General features: G+C 70.6%; 17 protein-coding genes. 10 read left to right on the forward strand and 7 right to left on the reverse strand.

Annotated features, from left to right (window positions below; all coding sequences use genetic code 11):
• Positions 1–131: 131 nt before the first annotated feature.
• Positions 132–1,583 (reverse strand): penicillin-binding transpeptidase domain-containing protein, encoded by a 1,452-nt coding sequence (locus AB0C62_RS27020; protein WP_362977361.1) that lies wholly within the window; start codon positions 1,581–1,583, stop codon positions 132–134.
• A 96-nt stretch (positions 1,584–1,679) separates the two neighbouring features.
• On the reverse strand, positions 1,680–2,453 hold the full coding sequence (locus AB0C62_RS27025; protein ID WP_081223720.1) for an IclR family transcriptional regulator: 774 nt from the start codon (positions 2,451–2,453) through the stop codon (positions 1,680–1,682).
• Between the two features lie 132 nt (positions 2,454–2,585).
• Here AB0C62_RS27025 and AB0C62_RS27030 point away from each other — a divergent pair, with 132 nt between their 5' ends.
• The 5 genes from AB0C62_RS27030 to AB0C62_RS27050 all read left to right on the forward strand — a co-directional run bounded on the left by AB0C62_RS27030 (position 2,586) and on the right by AB0C62_RS27050 (position 7,406).
• On the forward strand, positions 2,586–4,115 hold the full coding sequence (locus tag AB0C62_RS27030; protein WP_362977363.1) for an aldehyde dehydrogenase (NADP(+)): 1,530 nt from the start codon (positions 2,586–2,588) through the stop codon (positions 4,113–4,115).
• Between the two features lie 99 nt (positions 4,116–4,214).
• The gene (locus AB0C62_RS27035; protein ID WP_362977365.1) at positions 4,215–4,823 is read left to right on the forward strand and encodes a DUF1349 domain-containing protein; all 609 of its coding nucleotides are present in this window, start codon (positions 4,215–4,217) and stop codon (positions 4,821–4,823) included.
• Positions 4,824–4,948: 125 nt separating this feature from the next.
• Positions 4,949–5,452 carry a GNAT family N-acetyltransferase gene (locus tag AB0C62_RS27040; RefSeq protein WP_362977367.1) on the forward strand — a complete coding sequence of 168 codons (504 nt, stop codon included), beginning with the start codon at positions 4,949–4,951 and terminating at the stop codon, positions 5,450–5,452.
• A 78-nt stretch (positions 5,453–5,530) separates the two neighbouring features.
• The gene (locus AB0C62_RS27045; protein ID WP_362977369.1) at positions 5,531–6,259 is read left to right on the forward strand and encodes a DsbA family oxidoreductase; all 729 of its coding nucleotides are present in this window, start codon (positions 5,531–5,533) and stop codon (positions 6,257–6,259) included.
• 97 nt (positions 6,260–6,356) lie between these two features.
• Complete coding sequence (locus AB0C62_RS27050; RefSeq protein WP_362977371.1) at positions 6,357–7,406, forward strand: aminotransferase class V-fold PLP-dependent enzyme; 1,050 nt, start codon at positions 6,357–6,359, stop codon at positions 7,404–7,406.
• A gap of 93 nt (positions 7,407–7,499) precedes the next feature.
• Here the strand turns inward: AB0C62_RS27050 and thpD are convergent, their stop codons facing one another.
• The 5 genes from thpD to AB0C62_RS27075 all read right to left on the reverse strand — a co-directional run bounded on the left by thpD (position 7,500) and on the right by AB0C62_RS27075 (position 12,313).
• Positions 7,500–8,387, reverse strand: a complete 888-nt coding sequence (gene thpD, locus AB0C62_RS27055) for an ectoine hydroxylase (protein ID WP_362977373.1) — start codon at positions 8,385–8,387, stop codon at positions 7,500–7,502.
• A 7-nt stretch (positions 8,388–8,394) separates the two neighbouring features.
• Entirely contained in the window at positions 8,395–8,799 is a 405-nt protein-coding gene (locus AB0C62_RS27060; protein ID WP_362977375.1) for an ectoine synthase, read from the reverse strand.
• A 50-nt stretch (positions 8,800–8,849) separates the two neighbouring features.
• Positions 8,850–10,121, reverse strand: a complete 1,272-nt coding sequence (ectB, locus tag AB0C62_RS27065) for a diaminobutyrate--2-oxoglutarate transaminase (protein ID WP_362977377.1) — start codon at positions 10,119–10,121, stop codon at positions 8,850–8,852.
• Positions 10,122–10,179: 58 nt separating this feature from the next.
• Complete coding sequence (ectA, locus tag AB0C62_RS27070) at positions 10,180–10,719, reverse strand: diaminobutyrate acetyltransferase (protein ID WP_356174017.1); 540 nt, start codon at positions 10,717–10,719, stop codon at positions 10,180–10,182.
• Positions 10,720–11,212: 493 nt separating this feature from the next.
• Positions 11,213–12,313, reverse strand: a complete 1,101-nt coding sequence (locus AB0C62_RS27075; RefSeq protein ID WP_362977379.1) for an aminotransferase class V-fold PLP-dependent enzyme — start codon at positions 12,311–12,313, stop codon at positions 11,213–11,215.
• 174 nt (positions 12,314–12,487) lie between these two features.
• Between AB0C62_RS27075 and AB0C62_RS27080 the strand changes: the two genes are divergently transcribed.
• The 5 genes from AB0C62_RS27080 (at position 12,488) to AB0C62_RS27100 (ending at position 17,340) form a co-directional block, all read left to right on the forward strand.
• On the forward strand, positions 12,488–13,336 hold the full coding sequence (locus AB0C62_RS27080; RefSeq protein WP_362977381.1) for a basic amino acid ABC transporter substrate-binding protein: 849 nt from the start codon (positions 12,488–12,490) through the stop codon (positions 13,334–13,336).
• Positions 13,333–14,163 (forward strand): amino acid ABC transporter permease, encoded by an 831-nt coding sequence (locus tag AB0C62_RS27085; RefSeq protein ID WP_362977383.1) that lies wholly within the window; start codon positions 13,333–13,335, stop codon positions 14,161–14,163. The genes AB0C62_RS27080 and AB0C62_RS27085 overlap by 4 nt, the downstream gene beginning before the upstream one ends.
• Positions 14,160–14,948 (forward strand): amino acid ABC transporter ATP-binding protein, encoded by a 789-nt coding sequence (locus AB0C62_RS27090; protein WP_362977385.1) that lies wholly within the window; start codon positions 14,160–14,162, stop codon positions 14,946–14,948. The genes AB0C62_RS27085 and AB0C62_RS27090 overlap by 4 nt, the downstream gene beginning before the upstream one ends.
• A 78-nt stretch (positions 14,949–15,026) precedes the next feature.
• Positions 15,027–16,118: an amidohydrolase family protein gene (locus tag AB0C62_RS27095; protein ID WP_362977387.1), complete on the forward strand. Its 1,092-nt coding sequence runs from the start codon at positions 15,027–15,029 to the stop codon at positions 16,116–16,118.
• A gap of 286 nt (positions 16,119–16,404) precedes the next feature.
• Positions 16,405–17,340 carry an SCO1860 family LAETG-anchored protein gene (locus AB0C62_RS27100; RefSeq protein ID WP_362977389.1) on the forward strand — a complete coding sequence of 312 codons (936 nt, stop codon included), beginning with the start codon at positions 16,405–16,407 and terminating at the stop codon, positions 17,338–17,340.
• The last annotated feature ends 7 nt before the right edge of the window (positions 17,341–17,347 follow it).

Raw genomic sequence — 17,347 nt, forward strand, 5'->3', positions numbered from 1 at the left:
GGCGGGGTGTTCCCAGTTGAAGTCGGGCTGCTCGGGCGCGAAGAGGTGCAGGTACCACTCGCCCCGCACCAGGAGGTGCGGGGCCGTCCTGTCGTCGGAGGGCCTGTCGTGCGCCGGCCGTGGCCGTCGGCTCAGTTCCTCAGGGCCGCCTGCATCATCGCCTTGGCGACCGGGGCCGCCAGGCCGTTGCCGCTGACCTCGGAGCGGGCCGCGTCCGACTGCTCGACGATCACCGCGACGGCGACCTCCTTGCCGGTCGAGTCGGACTTCCCGAACGAGGTGAACCAGGCGTACGGCGTCTTGCTGTTCTTCTCGCCGTGCTGGGCCGTACCCGTCTTGCCGCCCACGGTCGCGCCGGGGATCCGGGCGTTCGTGCCCGTGCCCTGCTCGATGACCGTCTGCATCGCCGACTGGAGCCCCTGGGCGGTGTCCGAGCTGACGATCCGCCTGCTCTCGGTGTCGTCGTCGTAGTTCTTCAGCACGTCGCCGTCGGCGTCGCTGGTCTGCGCCACCATGTGCGGCGAGACGAGCTTGCCGTCGTTGGCGATCGCGGCGGACACCATCGCCATCTGGAGCGGGGTCGCGGTGACGTCGTACTGGCCGATGCCGGTCAGGGCCGTCGACGACTTGTCCATGTCCGAGGGGTACACGCTGGTGTAGGCGCGCACCGGCACGTCCTGCTGCGTGTCGTTGAACCCGAACTTCTCCGCCATCGCCTTCACCTTGTCCTGCCCGAGGTCGACGGCCATCTTGCCGAAGACGTTGTTGCAGGAGTACTGGAGGGCGACCCGGATCGAGGCGTTCTCGCACGGGGCTGACGCGCTCTCGTTCTTCAGGGGGGTGCGCGTGTTCGGCAGGGTGTACGGATTCGGGCTGTCCGTCTTCGCGTCCACGTCGTCGTACAGGCCGCTCTCCAGCGCGGCGGACGCCACGACCAGCTTGAACGTCGAACCCGGCGGCAGCGGCTGCCGCAGCGCGCGGTTGACCAGCGGCTTGTCGGGGTCCTCGGTCAGCTTCTTCCAGAGGCTGCCGTTGCCCGCGCTGATCGACGTCGGGTCGTACGACGGGGTGGAGACGACGCCGAGGATCTTGCCCGTCTTCGGGTCGATCGCGACGGCCGCGCCCTTCTTGTCCCCGAGGGCCTCGAACCCGGCCTTCTGCACCGCCGGGTCGATCGTCGTGACCACGTCACCGGGGTCGGCGCGCTTGTTGGTCAGGCTGTCCAGGGGGTTCTTCAGCTGGATGTCCGAGCCGTCCAGGAGGTCCTGGTAGATGCCCTCCAGCTGCGTCGCCCCGTACACCTGCGAGCTGTAGCCGGTGACCGCCGCGTACAGGCTGCCGTCCTTGTACGTCCGCTTGTACTTGAGGTCGCTGCCTTTCGTCTGTGTGGAGCCGGTGATCGCGTCGCCGGCCACGATGATGTTCCCGAGCGGGTTCGCGTACAGCGAGATCGCGTTCCGTCGGTTGTCCTTGTCGTCCGCCAGTGCCTTGCCGTCGTAGAACTGCACCCAGGTCGCCCTCACCAGCAGGGAGAGGACGAGCAGCAGTGTGAAGACGGCGGCACGCCTGATCGTCTTGTTCATGCCGTACGGAAAGACGAGCGGAAGGGCGTGATTCGTTCCCTCCCGCACCCATTTCTCATGCGCCCTTCATCGAACGGGCACACGCGCGCGGAGCCGTCAGAGCCGGCGGGTGGCCAGGGTGAGCCGGTCACGGGCGTCGAACAGGGCGTCCTTGACCATCTGCTCGTGCGCGGGTGTGAGCCGGGCCACCGGCACCGAGCAGCTGATCGCGTCACGGGCCGGCGTGCGGTACGGAATCGCCACGCCGAAGCAGCGCAGCCCCAGCGTGTTCTCCTCGCGGTCCACGGCGAAGCCCTGCTCGCGCACCTGGCGCAGCTCCTCGATGAGCTTCTCCCGGTCCGTGATCGTGTGCTCGGTCAGCGCGGGCAGCGTCTCGGGCAGCATCTTGCGGACCTGCTCGTCGGTGTGCGTGGCCAGCAGCGCCTTGCCGAGCGAGGTGGAGTGGGCGGGGAGCCTGCGGCCGACCCGGGTGAAGGGGCGCAGGTAGTGCTGCGACTGGCGGGTGGCGAGGTAGACGACGTTCGTGCCGTCCAGGCGCGCGAGGTGGATGGTCTCCGTGGTGTCGTCGGAGAGGCGGTCGAGGGTGGGGCGGGCCGCGGCGACCACCTCGTCGCCGTCGATGTACGAGGTGCCGACCAGCAGGGCCCGGACGCCGATGCCGTACCGCGTGCCCGTCGCGTCCGTCTCGACCCAGCCGAGCTCGACGAGCGTGCGCAGCAACATGTACAGGCTGGACTTGGGGTAGCCGACGGCCTCCTGGACCGCGGCGAGGGAGTGCATTCCGGGGCGGCCGGCGAAGTACTCGAGCAATTCCACGGTCCGTACCGCGGACTTGACCTGTGCCCCGCCGCCTGTCTCGCCTGCCGACATCGCCCTTGACCCCTTCGTTGGACGGGAAATAGTCTCCAACAGCATATTCACCATCAGAGACAGCGTTCAGCATATCGAACGCCCCTGGTGAGTGACACAAGAAGTGCGGCATCACATCTGGAGGGACCCGCGGTGGCAGCAGCACCAGTCTGGAGTGTCGACCCCCGTACCGGGAAGCAGCGGGAACAGGTTGCGGTGGAGGCCACAGCCCAGGAGGTGGACGAGGCCGTCCGTGCCGCACACGCCGTGCGCCCCGCCCTCGCCGACCGCACCGTCCGCGCCGCGTTCCTGCGCACCGCCGCCGACCTGCTCGAAGGCTCCAAGGAACACCTCGTCGAGGTCGCCGACGCGGAGTCCGCGCTCGGCCCCGTCCGGCTGAACGGCGAACTCGCCCGCACCTGCTTCCAGTTGCGCGCCTTCGCCGGGATCGTCGACGAGGGCGCCTTCCTCGACGTCGTCATCGACCACCCCGACGCCACGGCGACCCCGCCCATCCCGGACCTGCGCCGGTACAAGGTGCCCCTGGGCGTCGTGGCCGTGTACTCGGCCTCCAACTTCCCCTTCGCCTTCTCCGTCGCGGGCGGCGACACCGCGAGCGCGCTGGCCGCGGGCTGCCCCGTCGTCGTCAAGGCGCACCCCGACCACCCCGCCCTGTCGGAACTGGTCGCCTCCGTGCTGCGCCGGGCCGCCGCCCGGCACGACATCCCCGCCGCGGTCGTCGGACTCGTCCACGGCTTCGAGGCGGGCGTCGAACTGGTCCGGCACCCGCTGATCGCGGCGGCCGGGTTCACCGGCTCGGTGCGTGGCGGCCGGGCCCTCTTCGACGCGGCCGCACAGCGCCCGGTGCCGATCCCGTTCCACGGCGAGCTGGGCTCCCTCAACCCCGTCGTGGTCACCGAGGCCGCGGCCGCCGAGCGCGCCGAGGAGATCGGCGCCGGCCTCGCCGGCTCGATGACCCTGGGCGTCGGACAGTTCTGTGTGAAGCCGGGCCTGGTGCTCGCACCGGCCGGCGCGGCGGGTGACCGGTTCCTGAAGTCCCTGACCGACGCGGTGAGCGACACCGACGCCGGGGTCCTGCTGGACCACCGGATGCGGGACAACTTCATCGCCGGGGTCGCCGAGCGGGCCGGGCTGCCGGAGGTCGAGTCGCCCGTCACCCCGGGCGCCGGCGGCCGGCACACGGTGAGCCCCGGTTTCCTGACCGTGCCCGCCGAGCGGCTCACGACGGAGGGCGAACACGACCTGCTCCTGGAGGAGTGCTTCGGGCCGCTCACGGTCGTGGCGCGCTACACCGACGCGGCCGAGGCGGGCGCCGTCCTGTCCCGGCTGCCCGGCAACCTCACGGCCACGGTGCAGCTCTCCGCCGAGGAGGCGGCGGGCGAGGGCCGCGGCGCCGAGATCCTCGCCGAGCTGACGCCGCTCGCGGGCCGGGTGCTGGTCAACGGCTGGCCGACCGGCGTCGCCGTCGCGCCCGCCCAGCACCACGGGGGTCCCTACCCCGCGACGACCTCGACGTCCACCTCGGTCGGCGGCACCGCCATCGAGCGGTGGATGCGGCCGGTGGCCTACCAGGGCGTGCCCGAGGCACTGCTGCCGCCGGAGCTGCGCGACGACAACCCGCTGGGCCTGCCCCGGCGTTACGACGGACGCCTGGAGCGCTGAGAACCACGCGGGGACGGGCCGAGCCCGTCCCCGCACCTCTGCCCGCCCCTCCCCGCCACCCCTTCCCCGGCGCCGCGGCCCACCTGAGAGACTCGGACCATGGACGTCTCACTCCCCGAACTGCCCTTCTCCCTGCGCACGTACGGCCCCGACGGGCACTGGTCGTACGAGGACGACGTGCTCACCGGCTGGGCCGGCCCGCGACAGGACCGCTTCGTGCCGCCCACCGGCGAAGGGCTCGACCCGGCGTCGGACGCGCCCCGGCTGCTCGGCGCCCCGGAGGGCGACTTCCAGCTCATCGCCCGCGTGACGGTCGGCTTCGGGGCCTCCTTCGACGCGGGCGTGCTCTACGTCCACGTCGGCGAGCGCGCCTGGGCGAAGCTCTGCCTGGAGTACTCCCCGGACGTGGCCACCGTCTGCACGGTCGTCACCCGCGGCCACTCCGACGACGCCAACTCCTTCACCGTGGACGGCAGTTCCGTCTGGCTCCGGGTGAGCCGCACGGGCCGCGCCTTCGCCTTCCACGCCTCACGCGACGGCAAGCGCTGGACCTTCATCCGCCTCTTCACCCTGGCGGACGAGAAGGAGAGCGGGGCGGCACTGGTGGGCTTCATGACGCAGTCCCCGATGGGGGAGGGCTGCGTGGTGACGTACGACGACATCGAGTTCCGCCCGACCTGGCCCCGCGACCTGCGCGACGGAAGCTGAGGGCCGCCCCCGCAGCCGCCCCCGACTCACCGCCCCGACTCACCGCCCGGGCTCACCTCCGACGTGTACCGCGTGCGGTTCGGACGACGCGGAACCGCGTCGTCCGCCGAGACGTCCTCCGCTGTGTGATCGAGGACCGTGTGCGCCCCGGGCGTCGGATGATCAGGACCGTGCTGCCCGCCGAGGCGGACGTCGTCGCCGGGTTGCACGCGAGGTCCCGGGCGACCTACCACCCCGACGGCTTGCCGGAGGACGGCACGGACCGGGTCGCGGCCTGGCGGGGTGCGATCGAGCGGCGCGAGGGGCATGTGCTGTGTCTCGTGCTGGACGGCCGGATCGTCGGCGTCGCCGCGTTCCGTACGGCCGAGGGCGCGCCCTCCGACACCGTCAGGCTCTTCCAGTTGCACATCGAGCCCGGCCGCCGGCGGGCCGGCCTCGGCTCGGCGCTGCACGCGGCCTGTGTGGAGGAGTGGCAGGCGGACGGGAAGCGCACGGCGACGCTCGACGTCCATGGCGACAACGGGCGCGCGCGGGCCTTCTACGCCCGCCTCGGCTGGCTCCCGGACCCGGAGCACCGGCCCGCCGAGGACGGGCGCCACCTGCCGCTGCGGTACACGGTCGGGGAATGAAGCCCGCAGATTGAACGTTCACACACCGACGACCCCGGAGGGTGTCCCGTATCCGCACGACCTGGAGAGAGCCGAAGAATGCGCGTCGAGATCTGGTCCGACATCGCCTGCCCGTGGTGCTACGTCGGGAAGGCCCGCTTCGAGAAGGCGCTCGACGCCTTTCCGCACCGTGACGAGGTCGAGGTCGTGCACCGCTCGTTCGAGCTGGACCCCGGCCGCGCCAAGGGCGACATCCAGCCCGTGCTCACCATGCTCACCAAGAAGTACGGCATGAGTGAGGCGCAGGCCCAGGCAGGCGAGGAGAACCTGGGCACCCAGGCCGCCGCCGAGGGCCTGGACTACCGCACCCGGGACCGCGACCACGGCAACACCTTCGACATGCACCGCCTGCTCCACCTCGCCAAGGAGAAGGGCCGCCAGGACGAGCTGATCGGCCTGTTCTACCGCGCCAACTTCGCCGAGGAGCGCAGCGTCTTCGGGGACGACGAGCGGCTCGTCGAGCTGGCCGTCGCCGCCGGACTCGACGCGGACGACGCCCGTCGCGTCCTCGCCGACCCGTCCGCCTACGCCGACGAGGTCCGCACCGACGAGCGCGAGGCCGCCGAGCTGGGCGCGAACGGCGTCCCCTTCTTCGTCCTCGACCGGACGTACGGCGTCTCCGGCGCCCAGCCCGCCGAGGTCTTCAGCCAGGCGTTGGCCCAGGCGTGGGGCGAGCGTCCGCAGCTCACCCTCATCCAGGACGGGAAGAGCGCCGAGGACGGTGCCGAGGTCTGCGGCCCGGACGGCTGCGCCGTACCCCAGAACTGAAAGACGCAGGTCGGGGGCGATCCATAAGCGCCTCTTGGGTGAACCACGCAGAAATCAGCAATGGACCTGGACATCCTCCGGGCCCAGAGTGGTCCCCATGGAGACCTTCGAGACCCTCGTCCGTGCCGAGTTCGCCGCGAAGAACACCTATCTGAACACCGCGAGCACCGGTCTGCTTCCGGCCCGCACGGTGACCGCGATGCGGGCCGCCGTGGACTCCGTGGCGGCCGGGCAGCCCGCCGACATGTTCGCCGATGTCGAGGCCGCCCGCGCGTCGTTCGCGCGGCTCGTCGGCGTGCCCGGCCGCCGGGTCGCGGCGGGCGCCTCGGTCGCGGTGTACAGCGGACTGATCGCGGCCTCCCTGCCGCCGGGCGCCGAAGTCCTCACCGCCGAGGCCGAGTTCAGCTCGGTCGTGACCCCCTTCCACGTCCGCGGTGACCTCAAGGTCCGGGCCGTACCGCTGGAGCGGATGGCCGAGTCCGTGCACTCCGGCACCGCGCTCGTCGCTGTCAGCGCGGCCCAGTCCGCCGACGGCCGGACCGCCGACCTGGACGCGATCCGGGAGGCCGCACGGGAACACGGCGCCCGGACCTACGTGGACGCCTCCCAGGCCGCCGGATGGCTGCCGCTGCGCGCCGGCGCCTACGACTTCGTCTCGTCCGTCGCCTTCAAGTGGCTCGTCTGCCCGCGCGGAGTCGCCTTCCTCGTCGTCCCCGAGGACTTCGGCGGACTCACCCCGGTGTTCGCCGGCTGGGTGGCGGGCGAGGCACCCTGGGACAGCTGTTACGGCCCGGTCGAGGAACTGGCCCACTCCGCACGGCGGTTCGACGAGAGTCCCGGTCTCTTCGCGTACGCGGGGGCCCGGCACTCGCTGGAACTCCTCGAACAGCTGGGCGTGGAGCGGATCCACGCGCACGACCTCGCGCTCGCCGACCGGTTCCGCGCGGGACTGCGGGAGCGCGGACACACGCCGATCCCGGCCCCCGATTCCCCGATCGTCTCGGTGTCGGGACTCGGCCGCCTCCAGGGCGAGTTGAGCCGCGCCGGGGTGGAGGTCTCCGACCGCGCGGGCAACCTGCGGGCCGCGTTCCACCTCTACAACACCCCGGCCGACGTCGACCGGCTCCTCGACGTACTGCCCGGCTGACCCCGCGCGCGGCGAGGGCCGGGGCCCCTCCTCCCGTACGTGATCCGTACGTGGGGGAGTGGCCCCGGCCCATGACCCGAGCGGCGAAGGAGGTCAGCGCACCGGGGTGAAGTCCCGGGCGCCGATGAACTCAGGCCTGCGCACCGGAGCAGCGAAGGGCTCCACCGCGGCGTTCTCGACGCTGTTGAACACGATGAAGACGTTGCTGCGCGGGAACGGCGTGATGTTGTCGCCCGAACCGTGCATGCAGTTGCAGTCGAACCAGGTCGCCGAACCGGCCTTGCCCGTGAAGAGCTTGATGCCGTGCCGGGTGGCGAGCTGCGTGAGCGCCTCGTCGGACGGCGTGCCGGCGTCCTGCATCTGCAGCGACTTCTTGTAGTTGTCCTTCGGCGTGGCCCCCGCACACCCGAGGTACGTCCTGTGCGACCCCGGCATGATCATGAGACCGCCGTTGGTGTCGTAGTTCTCGGTCAGCGCGATCGAGACGGACACCGTCCGCATGTTCGGCAGACCGTCCTCGGCGTGCCAGGTCTCGAAGTCCGAGTGCCAGTAGAAGCCGCTGGCGCCGAAGCCGGGCTTGACGTTGATCCGCGACTGGTGCACGTACACGTCGGAGCCGAGGATCTGCCGGGCGCGGCCCACGACGCGCTCGTCACGGACGAGCCCGGCGAAGATCTCGCTGATCCGGTGCACCTCGAAGACGGACCGGATCTCCTGCGTCTGCGGCTCGATGATCGAGCGGTCGTCGGCACGGATCGCCGGGTCGGTCACGAGCCGTTCCAGCTCCTGCCGGTAGACGGCGACCTCGTCATCGGTGATCAGTTCCTCGACGGGGAGGAAGCCGTCGCGCTCGTACGTCTGGAGTTCGGGCACGGTGATCGGGCCGGGTTCGCCCGGCGCGCCCCACAGGACCGGGTCCTGTCGGGGCACGGCCACTTCGGTGGCGCCTCGGCTGGGGTACAGATCGGTGAGCGTGGTCATCGGTGTGTCACACCTCCTCGGGTTCGGTGAGCAGCGGGTAGACGCCGTTCTCGTCGTGGTCCTCCCGTCCGGTGACGGGCGGGTTGAAGACGCAGACACAGCGGAAGTCGGTCTTGGGACGAACGGTGTGGCGCTCGTGGCCGTTCAGCAGGTACATCGTCCCGGGCGTGATCCAGTGCTCCTCGCCGGTCTCCCGGTTGACGAGCTGGGCCTCACCCTCCACGCAGAGCACGGCCTCGATGTGGTTCGCATACCACATGTCCGTCTCCGTACCCGCGTACAGGATCGTCTCGTGCAGGGAGAAGCCGACCTTCTCCTTGGCGAGGACGATGCGCTTGCTCTCCCAGGTGCCGGTCGCCGCCTTCACATGCCGGTCGGTGCCTTCAACATCCTTGAACGAACGGACTATCACGGTGGTGCGATGCCTCTCTCTCGTGTTTCTCGTGGTGTGCGGCGGTCTGGTCAGACGGTCTCGCGGACGGCCCGGGCGAGGGTGCGCAGACCCTCGTCGAGCTCGTCGGGGGTGATGGTGAGCGCGGGCAGCAGTTTCACGACCTCGCTCTCGGGGCCGGACGTCTCGATGAGCAGGCCGAGTTCGAAGGCGCGCTTGGCCACGCGTCCGGCGCGGTCCTTCTCCTTGAACTCCAGGCCCCAGACGAGCCCGCGGCCCCGGTACTCCTTGACGTCGGCGAGGTTCTCCTCGGTGATGGAGATCAGCGCCTGCTCGACCTGCTCGCCGCGGGAGCGGGTCTGCTTCTCCATGGCGGAGCCGTCGGCCCAGTAGGCCTCCAGGGCGGCGGCGGCCGTGACGAACGCCGGGTTGTTGCCGCGGAAGGTGCCGTTGTGCTCGCCCGGCTCCCAGATGTCCAGCTCCGGCTTGAACAGGCACAGCGACATCGGCAGGCCGTAACCGCTGATGGACTTGGACACCGTGACGATGTCGGGCACGACACCGGCCTCCTCGAAGGAGAAGAACGCGCCGGTCCGGCCGCAGCCCATCTGGATGTCGTCGACGATCAGCAGCATGTCGCGGCGCTTGCACAGCTCGGCGAGGGCACGCAGCCACTCGGGCCGCGCGACGTTGATGCCGCCCTCGCCCTGCACGGTCTCGACGATGACCGCGGCGGGCTGGTTGAGGCCCGAGCCCTGGTCCTCCAGGAGCCGCTCGAACCACAGGAAGTCCGGGACCTGGCCGTCGAAGTAGTTGTCGAACGGCATCGGGGTGCCGTGCACCAGCGGGATACCGGCGCCGGCCCGCTTGAAGGCGTTGCCGGTCACGGCGAGCGAGCCGAGCGACATGCCGTGGAACGCGTTGGTGAACGACACGATCGACTCGCGGCCCTTCACCTTCCGCGCGAGCTTGAGCGCGGACTCGACGGCGTTGGTGCCCGTCGGGCCGGGGAACATCACCTTGTAGGGCAGGTCACGCGGGCGCAGCACCAGGTTCTGGAAGGCCTCCAGGAAGCCGCGCTTCGCGGTCGTCGACATGTCGAGACCGTGGGTGACCCCGTCACGCTCCAGGTAGTCGATCAGGGCCCGTTTGAGCACGGGGTTGTTGTGCCCGTAGTTCAGTGACCCGGCACCGGCGAAGAAGTCGAGGTACTCGTGGCCGTCCTCGTCGTACATGCGGCTGCCCTGGGCGCGGTCGAAGACGGTGGGCCAGTTGCGGCAGTAGCTGCGGACCTCCGACTCCAGGGTCTCGAAGACGCTCAGATCGGGCTGGGTGATGGTCACGAATCGCTCCTCGAAGCGTGGGGGGCGGAAGAAGAAGGGGGCGAAGGGGAGAAGAAGTTCAGAGGGAGAACGGGCCGATGCGGTACAGCACCTCGGGGTCGTGCGGTCCGTCGGGGAACTGGTCCGTCTCGAACAGCACCTCGCGCTCGACGGCCGCGCCATGACGCTGTGCGTACGACAGGAACAGGCGCTCGGAGGCGGTGTTGCCCGGGGAGATGGTCGTCTCCAGGACGGACAGTCCGCGCTCGGCGGCCACCCGTGCCGTCAGCCCGTCGAGCAGCCGCGCGGCCAGTCCGCGTCCGCGGTACGCGGCGTCGACGGCCACCTGCCACACGAGCAGGGTGCGCGGACGCTCCGGGCGTACGTACGCGGTCACGAAACCGACGGGGCGCCCTTCGGCGTCGCGGGCCACGGCCGAGGTGCCGGCGAAGTCACGGCACCACAGCAGGTAGCTGTACGAGGAGTTCAGGTCGAGAGTTCGGGAGTCCTTGGCGATGCGCCAGAGGGCGGCCCCGTCGGCCACCTCCGGACGGTCGATCCGAAGGCCCTCCGGCATTTCCAGGAATTCCGCTGACAGGTCTGGGTGTGCGGCGGTCATGCGGATTGAATTTACCGATGGAAAGCTGAAATTGCATCGTCGGACCGGGTTACGTGCGGCGTCCTCGTGTGTTATCGCGCGCCTGTGAGAACGTGGCAGCGCACACAGCTTTATGACCGCTTTTGCGCGGAAAATACCGGAGAAAACGGGCGGGTTGTGGAGTGCGTCACAGCAACGTAACGTGCTGGAGATCCGCCCGAATTACGTCGGTTGGCGTTCGCGAAATCTTTGCGTTTAGGTACGGAGATCGCGGGCAGAAGAATGCGGGAAGCTATTCCGAAGCAATTCGGCATTCGAATGAACAGCAGGATAGGCGCGTGGAGAGGATGTGCAATTCCCGGGGCGCCGGTGATGCGGGCGGCCTCGTGCGGCCCGCCGGCGCGCGCCCGCCCCGACCGCGGGTCACGGAGCCCGCGGGTGACGCCCGGAGCCGTCGGAGCGCCGGCGGAGACGCGCACGCCCCCCGCCGGTCGACTCCGACGCGGCGCCGGGATCAGCCCCAGGCCTTCGCCACCGCGCGGCGCGCGGCCTCCAGGTCCACCGGGAAGCCGGACTCGGCCAGTGCGGCGCCCAGGCCCGCGAGGCTGGAGTGGACGGCGCCCCGGGTGGCGTCGGGCCCGTAGTGGTTCACGCGGATCATCGACTGCGCGAGCGCGCCGCCGCCCGCGGCGAGCGGCAGCACAGGATCGGCGGCCAGCGCCCTGGCGACCAGCTCGGACGCGTCCGCGCCCTCCGGCACCCGCAGCGTCGTGGCGACGGGGGCGGCGTCGGAGGCCTCGTGGACGTACGGCTCCAGGCCGCCGCCGAGGGCCACGGCACCCGCGCGGGTCGCCGCGGCCGCCGAGGCGTGGCGGGCCATCACCGCGTCGAGACCCTCACCCTCGATCCGCTCGACACACGCTTCCAGGGCCAGCATCTCCAACTGTGCCGGCGCGTGCAGCAGCGCCTTGCGTCCCGCGTCGACCCAGCGCTCCTTCCAGTCCAGCAGGGAGAGGTAGGAACGACGCGGCGCCGCCGGGTTCGCGGCCATCCGCGCCCACGCCCGCTCGCTCACGGACACCGCGGACACGCCCGCCGGGCCGCCCATCGCCTTCTGCGCCCCGATCACGCACAGGTCGACGCCCCAGGCGTCCGGCAGGACGGGCTCCGCGCCGATCGACGCGACGGCGTCCAGGTAGAAGAGCGCGCCGTGCTCCCGTGCGACCTCGCCGATCTCCGCGACCGGGTTGGTGTTGCCGGTGGCCGCCTCGGCGTGCACGAGCGACACGAAGTCGATCTCCGGGTGCTCGGCGAACGCGTCACGGATCTGCGCGGCGGTGACCGCCGTGTGGAAGGGCACCGCCAGATCGATCACGATGGCCCCGCAGTCCCGCAGCCAGTTCCCGAAGGTCTGCCCGTACGGGCCGGTGGCGACGTTGAGGGCGGTGGTGCCGGCGCCGGCGGTGCCGCGGATGGCACCTTCCAGGGGCAGCAGCGCCTCGCCCTGCATGATCACGACGTCCTGCTCGGTGGAGAGCAGCCGGGCGACGCGGTCCTCGATCGACGCGAAGTGCGCGGCGCTCAGCGGCGCCAGGTCAAGAAAGGGGTGGGTCACGGCGGTGCTCTCTTCGCTCTCAGGGGTCGGTGATCAGAGCGTATCCGGCGGCGGTCGGAGCCCTCGGACCGGAGAGTTCCGAGGCCGGACGGCCCAATGGCCATCGGATTGATTTGAGGAACCCAAACATCTCCTTATAATCGGAACCCTCCGCTCCCCCCACAGGAGGTCCCCGTGAACCCCGTCCTCGGGCGCAGGCCCCGCATTCTGGCCGCCACCACCGCCACGGCAGGGCTGCTGCTCGTGGCCGGCTGCTCCTCGGACAGCGGGGGCGGCAAGACCACCACCGCCTCCGGCGGGGTCCCGCTGGTCAAGGCAGGTCAGCTCACCACCTGCACCCACCTGCCGTACCCGCCCTTCCAGTCGGAGATCGACGGGAAGGTGCAGGGCTTCGACGTGTCGCTCATCGACCTGGTCGCCAAGGACCTGGGTGTGAAGCAGGACATCGTCGACACCCCCTTCGAGAACTTCAAGACGGGCGCCTTCCTCAACTCCGAGCAGTGCGACCTCGCCGCGGCCGGCATGACGATCACGCCCGAGCGCGCGAAGAACGTCGACTTCTCGGACCCGTACTTCGACGCCACCCAGGCCGTCCTCGTCGACAAGAAGAGCGGCATCGGTTCCTTCGCGGACCTCAAGGGCAAGAAGGTCGGCGCCCAGGCGCAGACCACCGGCGAGGAGTACGCGAAGAGCAAGGGGCTCGACCCCGTCTCCTTCGAGTCCTCCGACGCCGTCCTCAACGGCCTGCGCACCGGCCAGGTCCAGGCCGTCGTCATCGACTACCCGGTCGTCCAGGGCTGGCTCAAGGACAAGGCCAACGCGGACGCCTTCAAGGTGGTGGACAACCTCAACACCGGTGAGCAGTACGGCTTCACGGTGAAGAAGGGCAACACCGAGCTGGTCGCCGCCATCAACAAGGCGATCAAGGACGCCAAGGCCGACGGAACCTACAAGAAGCTGTACGAGAAGTGGATCGGCCCGTACGACGCGGCCGCGGCCTCCGCTTCGCCCTCCGCCTCATGAGTGATACCGACACCTCGGTCCAGCCCCGCCGCTCGGGCATGAGCAGGCGGCAGAAGCGCTCGCTTTCGCGCGGCGCGCAGTACGTGGTCTTCGTCGCCGTCGTGGTCCTCTTCGCGGTCACGGCGGACTGGGGCCGTCTGAAGAACCAGTTCGCCCAGTGGGACCTGGTCAAGCAGATGTTCCCGGACGTCATCACGCTGGCGCTGAAGAACACCGTCCTCTACACGGTGTCCGGCTTCGCCGTCGGACTCGTGCTCGGCATGGTCATCGCCCTGATGCGACTGTCGTCGGTGGGTCCCTACCGCTGGGTCGCCGGGATCTACATCGAGATCTTCCGCGGCCTGCCGACCCTGCTGATCTTCGTCTTCGTGGGCGTCGCGGTACCCCTCGCGTTCCCGGGCACGGAGATCCCCGGCGGAACGTACGGCAAGGTCGCCATCGCGCTCGGTGTGGTGGGGGCCGCGTACATGGCGGAGACGTTCCGCGCGGGCATCCAGGCGGTGCCCAAGGGGCAGATGGAGGCGGCCCGTTCGCTGGGCTTCTCGCACGCCCGGGCCATGGTCTCGATCATCATCCCGCAGGCGTTCCGGATCATCCTCCCGCCGCTCACCAACGAACTCGTGACCCTCTTCAAGGACTCCTCGCTGGTGCTGATCCTCGGCGTCACACTGGAGGAGCGCGAACTGTCCAAGTTCGGCCGCGACCTGGCGAGCACGTCGGCCAATTCCACGCCCATCCTCGTCGCCGGCCTGTGCTACCTGCTGGTGACCGTGCCGCTCGGATTCGTCGTCCGGCGACTTGAGGCCAAGGCCGGGGAGGCCAAGTGAGCACACCCGAGATCCAGGTCAAGGACCTCCACAAGTCCTTCGGCGACAACGAGGTCCTGCGCGGCATCGACCTGGAGGTCGGACAGGGCGAGGTCATCTGTGTCATCGGTCCGTCCGGCTCCGGCAAGTCGACCCTGCTGCGCTGTGTGAACCTCCTGGAGGAACCCACCAAGGGCCAGGTGTTCGTGGGCGGCGCGGAGGTCACCGACCCCGATGTCGACATCGACGCCGTACGCCGCCGTATCGGCATGGTCTTCCAGCAGTTCAACCTCTTCCCCCACCTGTCGGTGACCGAGAACCTCACGCTGCCGCAGCGCCGGGTGCTCCGCCGGGGCAAGACGGAGGCGGCCCGTGTCGCCGCCGAGAACCTCGACCGGGTGGGGCTCGCGGCGAAGGCCGACGCCTACCCGGCCTCGCTCTCCGGAGGCCAGCAGCAGCGCGTCGCCATCGCCCGGGCGCTCGCCATGGGTCCCCAGGTGATGCTCTTCGACGAACCGACCTCCGCCCTCGACCCGGAACTCGTCGGGGAGGTGCTCGCCGTCATGCGGATGCTCGCGAACGACGGCATGACGATGATGGTCGTCACCCACGAGATGTCGTTCGCGCGCGAGGTCGCCGACCGCGTCGTCTTCATGGACGGCGGCGTGATCGTCGAGGACGGCACCCCGGCACAGGTCATCGGCAACCCGGCCCACGAGCGGACGCGGCACTTCCTGTCCCGGCTGCTCGGCCCGTCGATGGCCGAGGTCGAGGAGGACACGAAGGACTCGTCGGACACGCCCTGACGAGAGCCGTCCCGCGGAAGCGGACACTCCCGGGGGCGACCCGCCTCGCCGGGATTCCGCTTCACTAGGGTGCGGTGCATGAGCGAAGACGCTGTGCTGCACGTGAAGGGGCGGGTCCTCGTCGGACCGGAGGACGTCCGCGACGAGGTGTGGGTCGTCGGCGGCCGGATCTCGTACGAGCGTCCCGGCGGCGCCCGTGACGTCCGCGCGGTCGAGGGCTGGGCCCTGCCGGGTCTGGTCGACGCGCACTGCCACGTCGGGCTCGACGCGCACGGCCCGGTCCCGGACGAGGTCTCCGAGAAGCAGGCGCTGACCGACCGCGACGCCGGCACCCTGCTCGTGCGCGACGCCGGCTCGCCCTCCGACACCCGCTGGGTCGACGACCGCGAGGACCTTCCGAAGATCATCCGGGCCGGGCGGCACATCGCCCGCACCCGCCGCTACATCCGCAACTACGCCCACGAGATCGAGCCCGAGGACCTCGTGGCGTACGTCGCCCAGGAGGCCCGGCGCGGCGACGGCTGGGTGAAGCTCGTGGGGGACTGGATCGACCGCGGCACCGGCGACCTGAGCGCCTGCTGGCCGCGCGAGGCCGTCGAGGCGGCCATCGCCGAGGCCCACCGGCTCGGCGCCCGTGTCACCGCCCACTGCTTCGCCGAGGACTCCCTGCGTGACCTGGTCGAGGCCGGCATCGACTGCGTCGAGCACGCCACCGGCCTCACCGAGGACACCGTCCCGCTCTTCGCCGAGCGCGGCGTCGCGATCGTGCCCACCCTCGTGAACATCGCCACGTTCCCGCGGCTCGCGGACGGCGGCGAGTCCAAGTTCCCCACGTGGTCGGCCCACATGCGCCGCCTGTACGGACGCCGCTACGACACCGTGCGCGCCGCCTACGACGCCGGGATCCCGGTCTACGTCGGCACCGACGCGGGCGGCACCCTCCCGCACGGCCTCGTCGCGGCCGAGGTCGCCGAACTCGTCACCGCCGGCATCCCGCCCGTCGAGGCGCTGTCCGCCACCGCGTGGGGAGCGCGCCGCTGGCTCGGCCGTCCGGGACTCGACGAGGGCGCGCCCGCGGACCTCGTGGTCTACGGCGAGGACCCGCGTGCCGACGTGCGGGTCTTGGCGGCTCCCCGACGGGTGGTCCTCAACGGACGGATCGTCGGCTGACGGGGTTCATGTGAACGACGTGCGAGCGCGGTTGACGGAACGTGACGATCCGGACGCCGCGCTCGTTACGCACTTTTAGCCGCTCCGGCGCGTGGCGCGGCGCGTCAACCAGCGCGTTCCTCCAGTGCCGTTGACCGAGTGACGACGGGGAACAACCGTGCCGTCGGATTCGAAGGCGTGCGCGGGAAACCCACGTACGGGTGAACTCACGCCAGGTTGCTGACTGTTCACTCTCAGTGCGTAATTCTTTCGGGGTCCCAGGCTTTCTCTTATGGGGGTCCCACCCTTGAACAGCACCAACTACCGTATGCCCGCACGCCGTTTCGCCGTCACGGCGGCGGCCACCGTCCTCGTCGCGGGTCCCACCGCGCTGGCCGGTGCGGGATCCGCCCACGCGACCACCGACCAGGGTCGCGCGAGCGCCGTCGTGCTCCGCACCGGACTCGACGTCTCCCTCCTCAACAAGACCGTGAACGTCCCGCTCGCGGTCTCGCTGAACGAGGTGCAGGCACCGCGGAGCGCCGAGAAGACCGCGCTCACCGCGCAGTTGGACGGCGTCGACCGCGGCCGCCCGTTCAGTGTGCTGCGCGCGGACGTCGCCAGCGCCAAGGCCACCGTCGCGGACGGGAAGGCCGAGGGCTCCACTCGCCTCGCCCACGCCGCGGTCCATGTCCCCGGACTGCCGCTCCTGTCGCTCATCGAGCTGGAGGCCGTCTCCTCCAAGGCGACCTGCGAGGTGGGCAAGAAGCCCGTCGCCACCGCCAACCTGCTGGGATCGGTCAACGTCCTCGGCAAGAAGGTGACGTTGACCGCGGGCGGCCCGACGGAGGTGAAGGTGCCCGGTGTCGGCGAGGTGCGGCTCGACCTGTCCAAGACGGAGACCACGACCCGTACGGCCGCCGCGTCCGCGCTCGAACTCAAGGTGTCCATCAACCCGTTGAAGCTGAACGTGGCCGAGGTCGAGGGCACCCTGACACTGGCCGGGGCCACCTGCGAGACGCCGGCGGCGCCGGCCGCCGAGCAGGCGGAGCCGTCCGAGCCCGCGAAGCCCGCGGACTCCGCCGAGCCGGTGACCGAGGTGAAACCGCAGGGCGCCCCCGCGGAGGCAGGCCTCGCCGAGACCGGTGGCAGCTCGACGACGCCCTACATCGCGGGTGGCGCGGTGGCGCTGCTCGCCGCGGGCGGCGGAGCGGTCGTCCTCTCCCGCCGTCGGCGCGGCTGACCTCTCC

This window comes from Streptomyces sp. NPDC048643, assembly GCF_040650615.1.
Taxonomy (GTDB): Bacteria; Actinomycetota; Actinomycetes; order Streptomycetales; family Streptomycetaceae; genus Streptomyces.

Excerpts from the sequence above, each read along its gene's own strand:
- AB0C62_RS27020 (WP_362977361.1), bottom strand. The coding sequence starts at position 1,583 with ATGAACAAGACGATCAGGCGTGCCGCCGTCTTCACACTGCTGCTCGTC.
- AB0C62_RS27025 (WP_081223720.1), bottom strand. The coding sequence starts at position 2,453 with ATGTCGGCAGGCGAGACAGGCGGCGGGGCACAGGTCAAGTCCGCGGTA.
- AB0C62_RS27035 (WP_362977365.1), top strand. The coding sequence starts at position 4,215 with ATGGACGTCTCACTCCCCGAACTGCCCTTCTCCCTGCGCACGTACGGC.
- AB0C62_RS27045 (WP_362977369.1), top strand. The coding sequence starts at position 5,531 with ATGCGCGTCGAGATCTGGTCCGACATCGCCTGCCCGTGGTGCTACGTC.
- AB0C62_RS27050 (WP_362977371.1), top strand. The coding sequence starts at position 6,357 with ATGGAGACCTTCGAGACCCTCGTCCGTGCCGAGTTCGCCGCGAAGAAC.
- thpD (WP_362977373.1), bottom strand. The coding sequence starts at position 8,387 with ATGACCACGCTCACCGATCTGTACCCCAGCCGAGGCGCCACCGAAGTG.
- ectA (WP_356174017.1), bottom strand. The coding sequence starts at position 10,719 with ATGACCGCCGCACACCCAGACCTGTCAGCGGAATTCCTGGAAATGCCG.
- AB0C62_RS27085 (WP_362977383.1), top strand. The coding sequence starts at position 13,333 with ATGAGTGATACCGACACCTCGGTCCAGCCCCGCCGCTCGGGCATGAGC.
- AB0C62_RS27095 (WP_362977387.1), top strand. The coding sequence starts at position 15,027 with ATGAGCGAAGACGCTGTGCTGCACGTGAAGGGGCGGGTCCTCGTCGGA.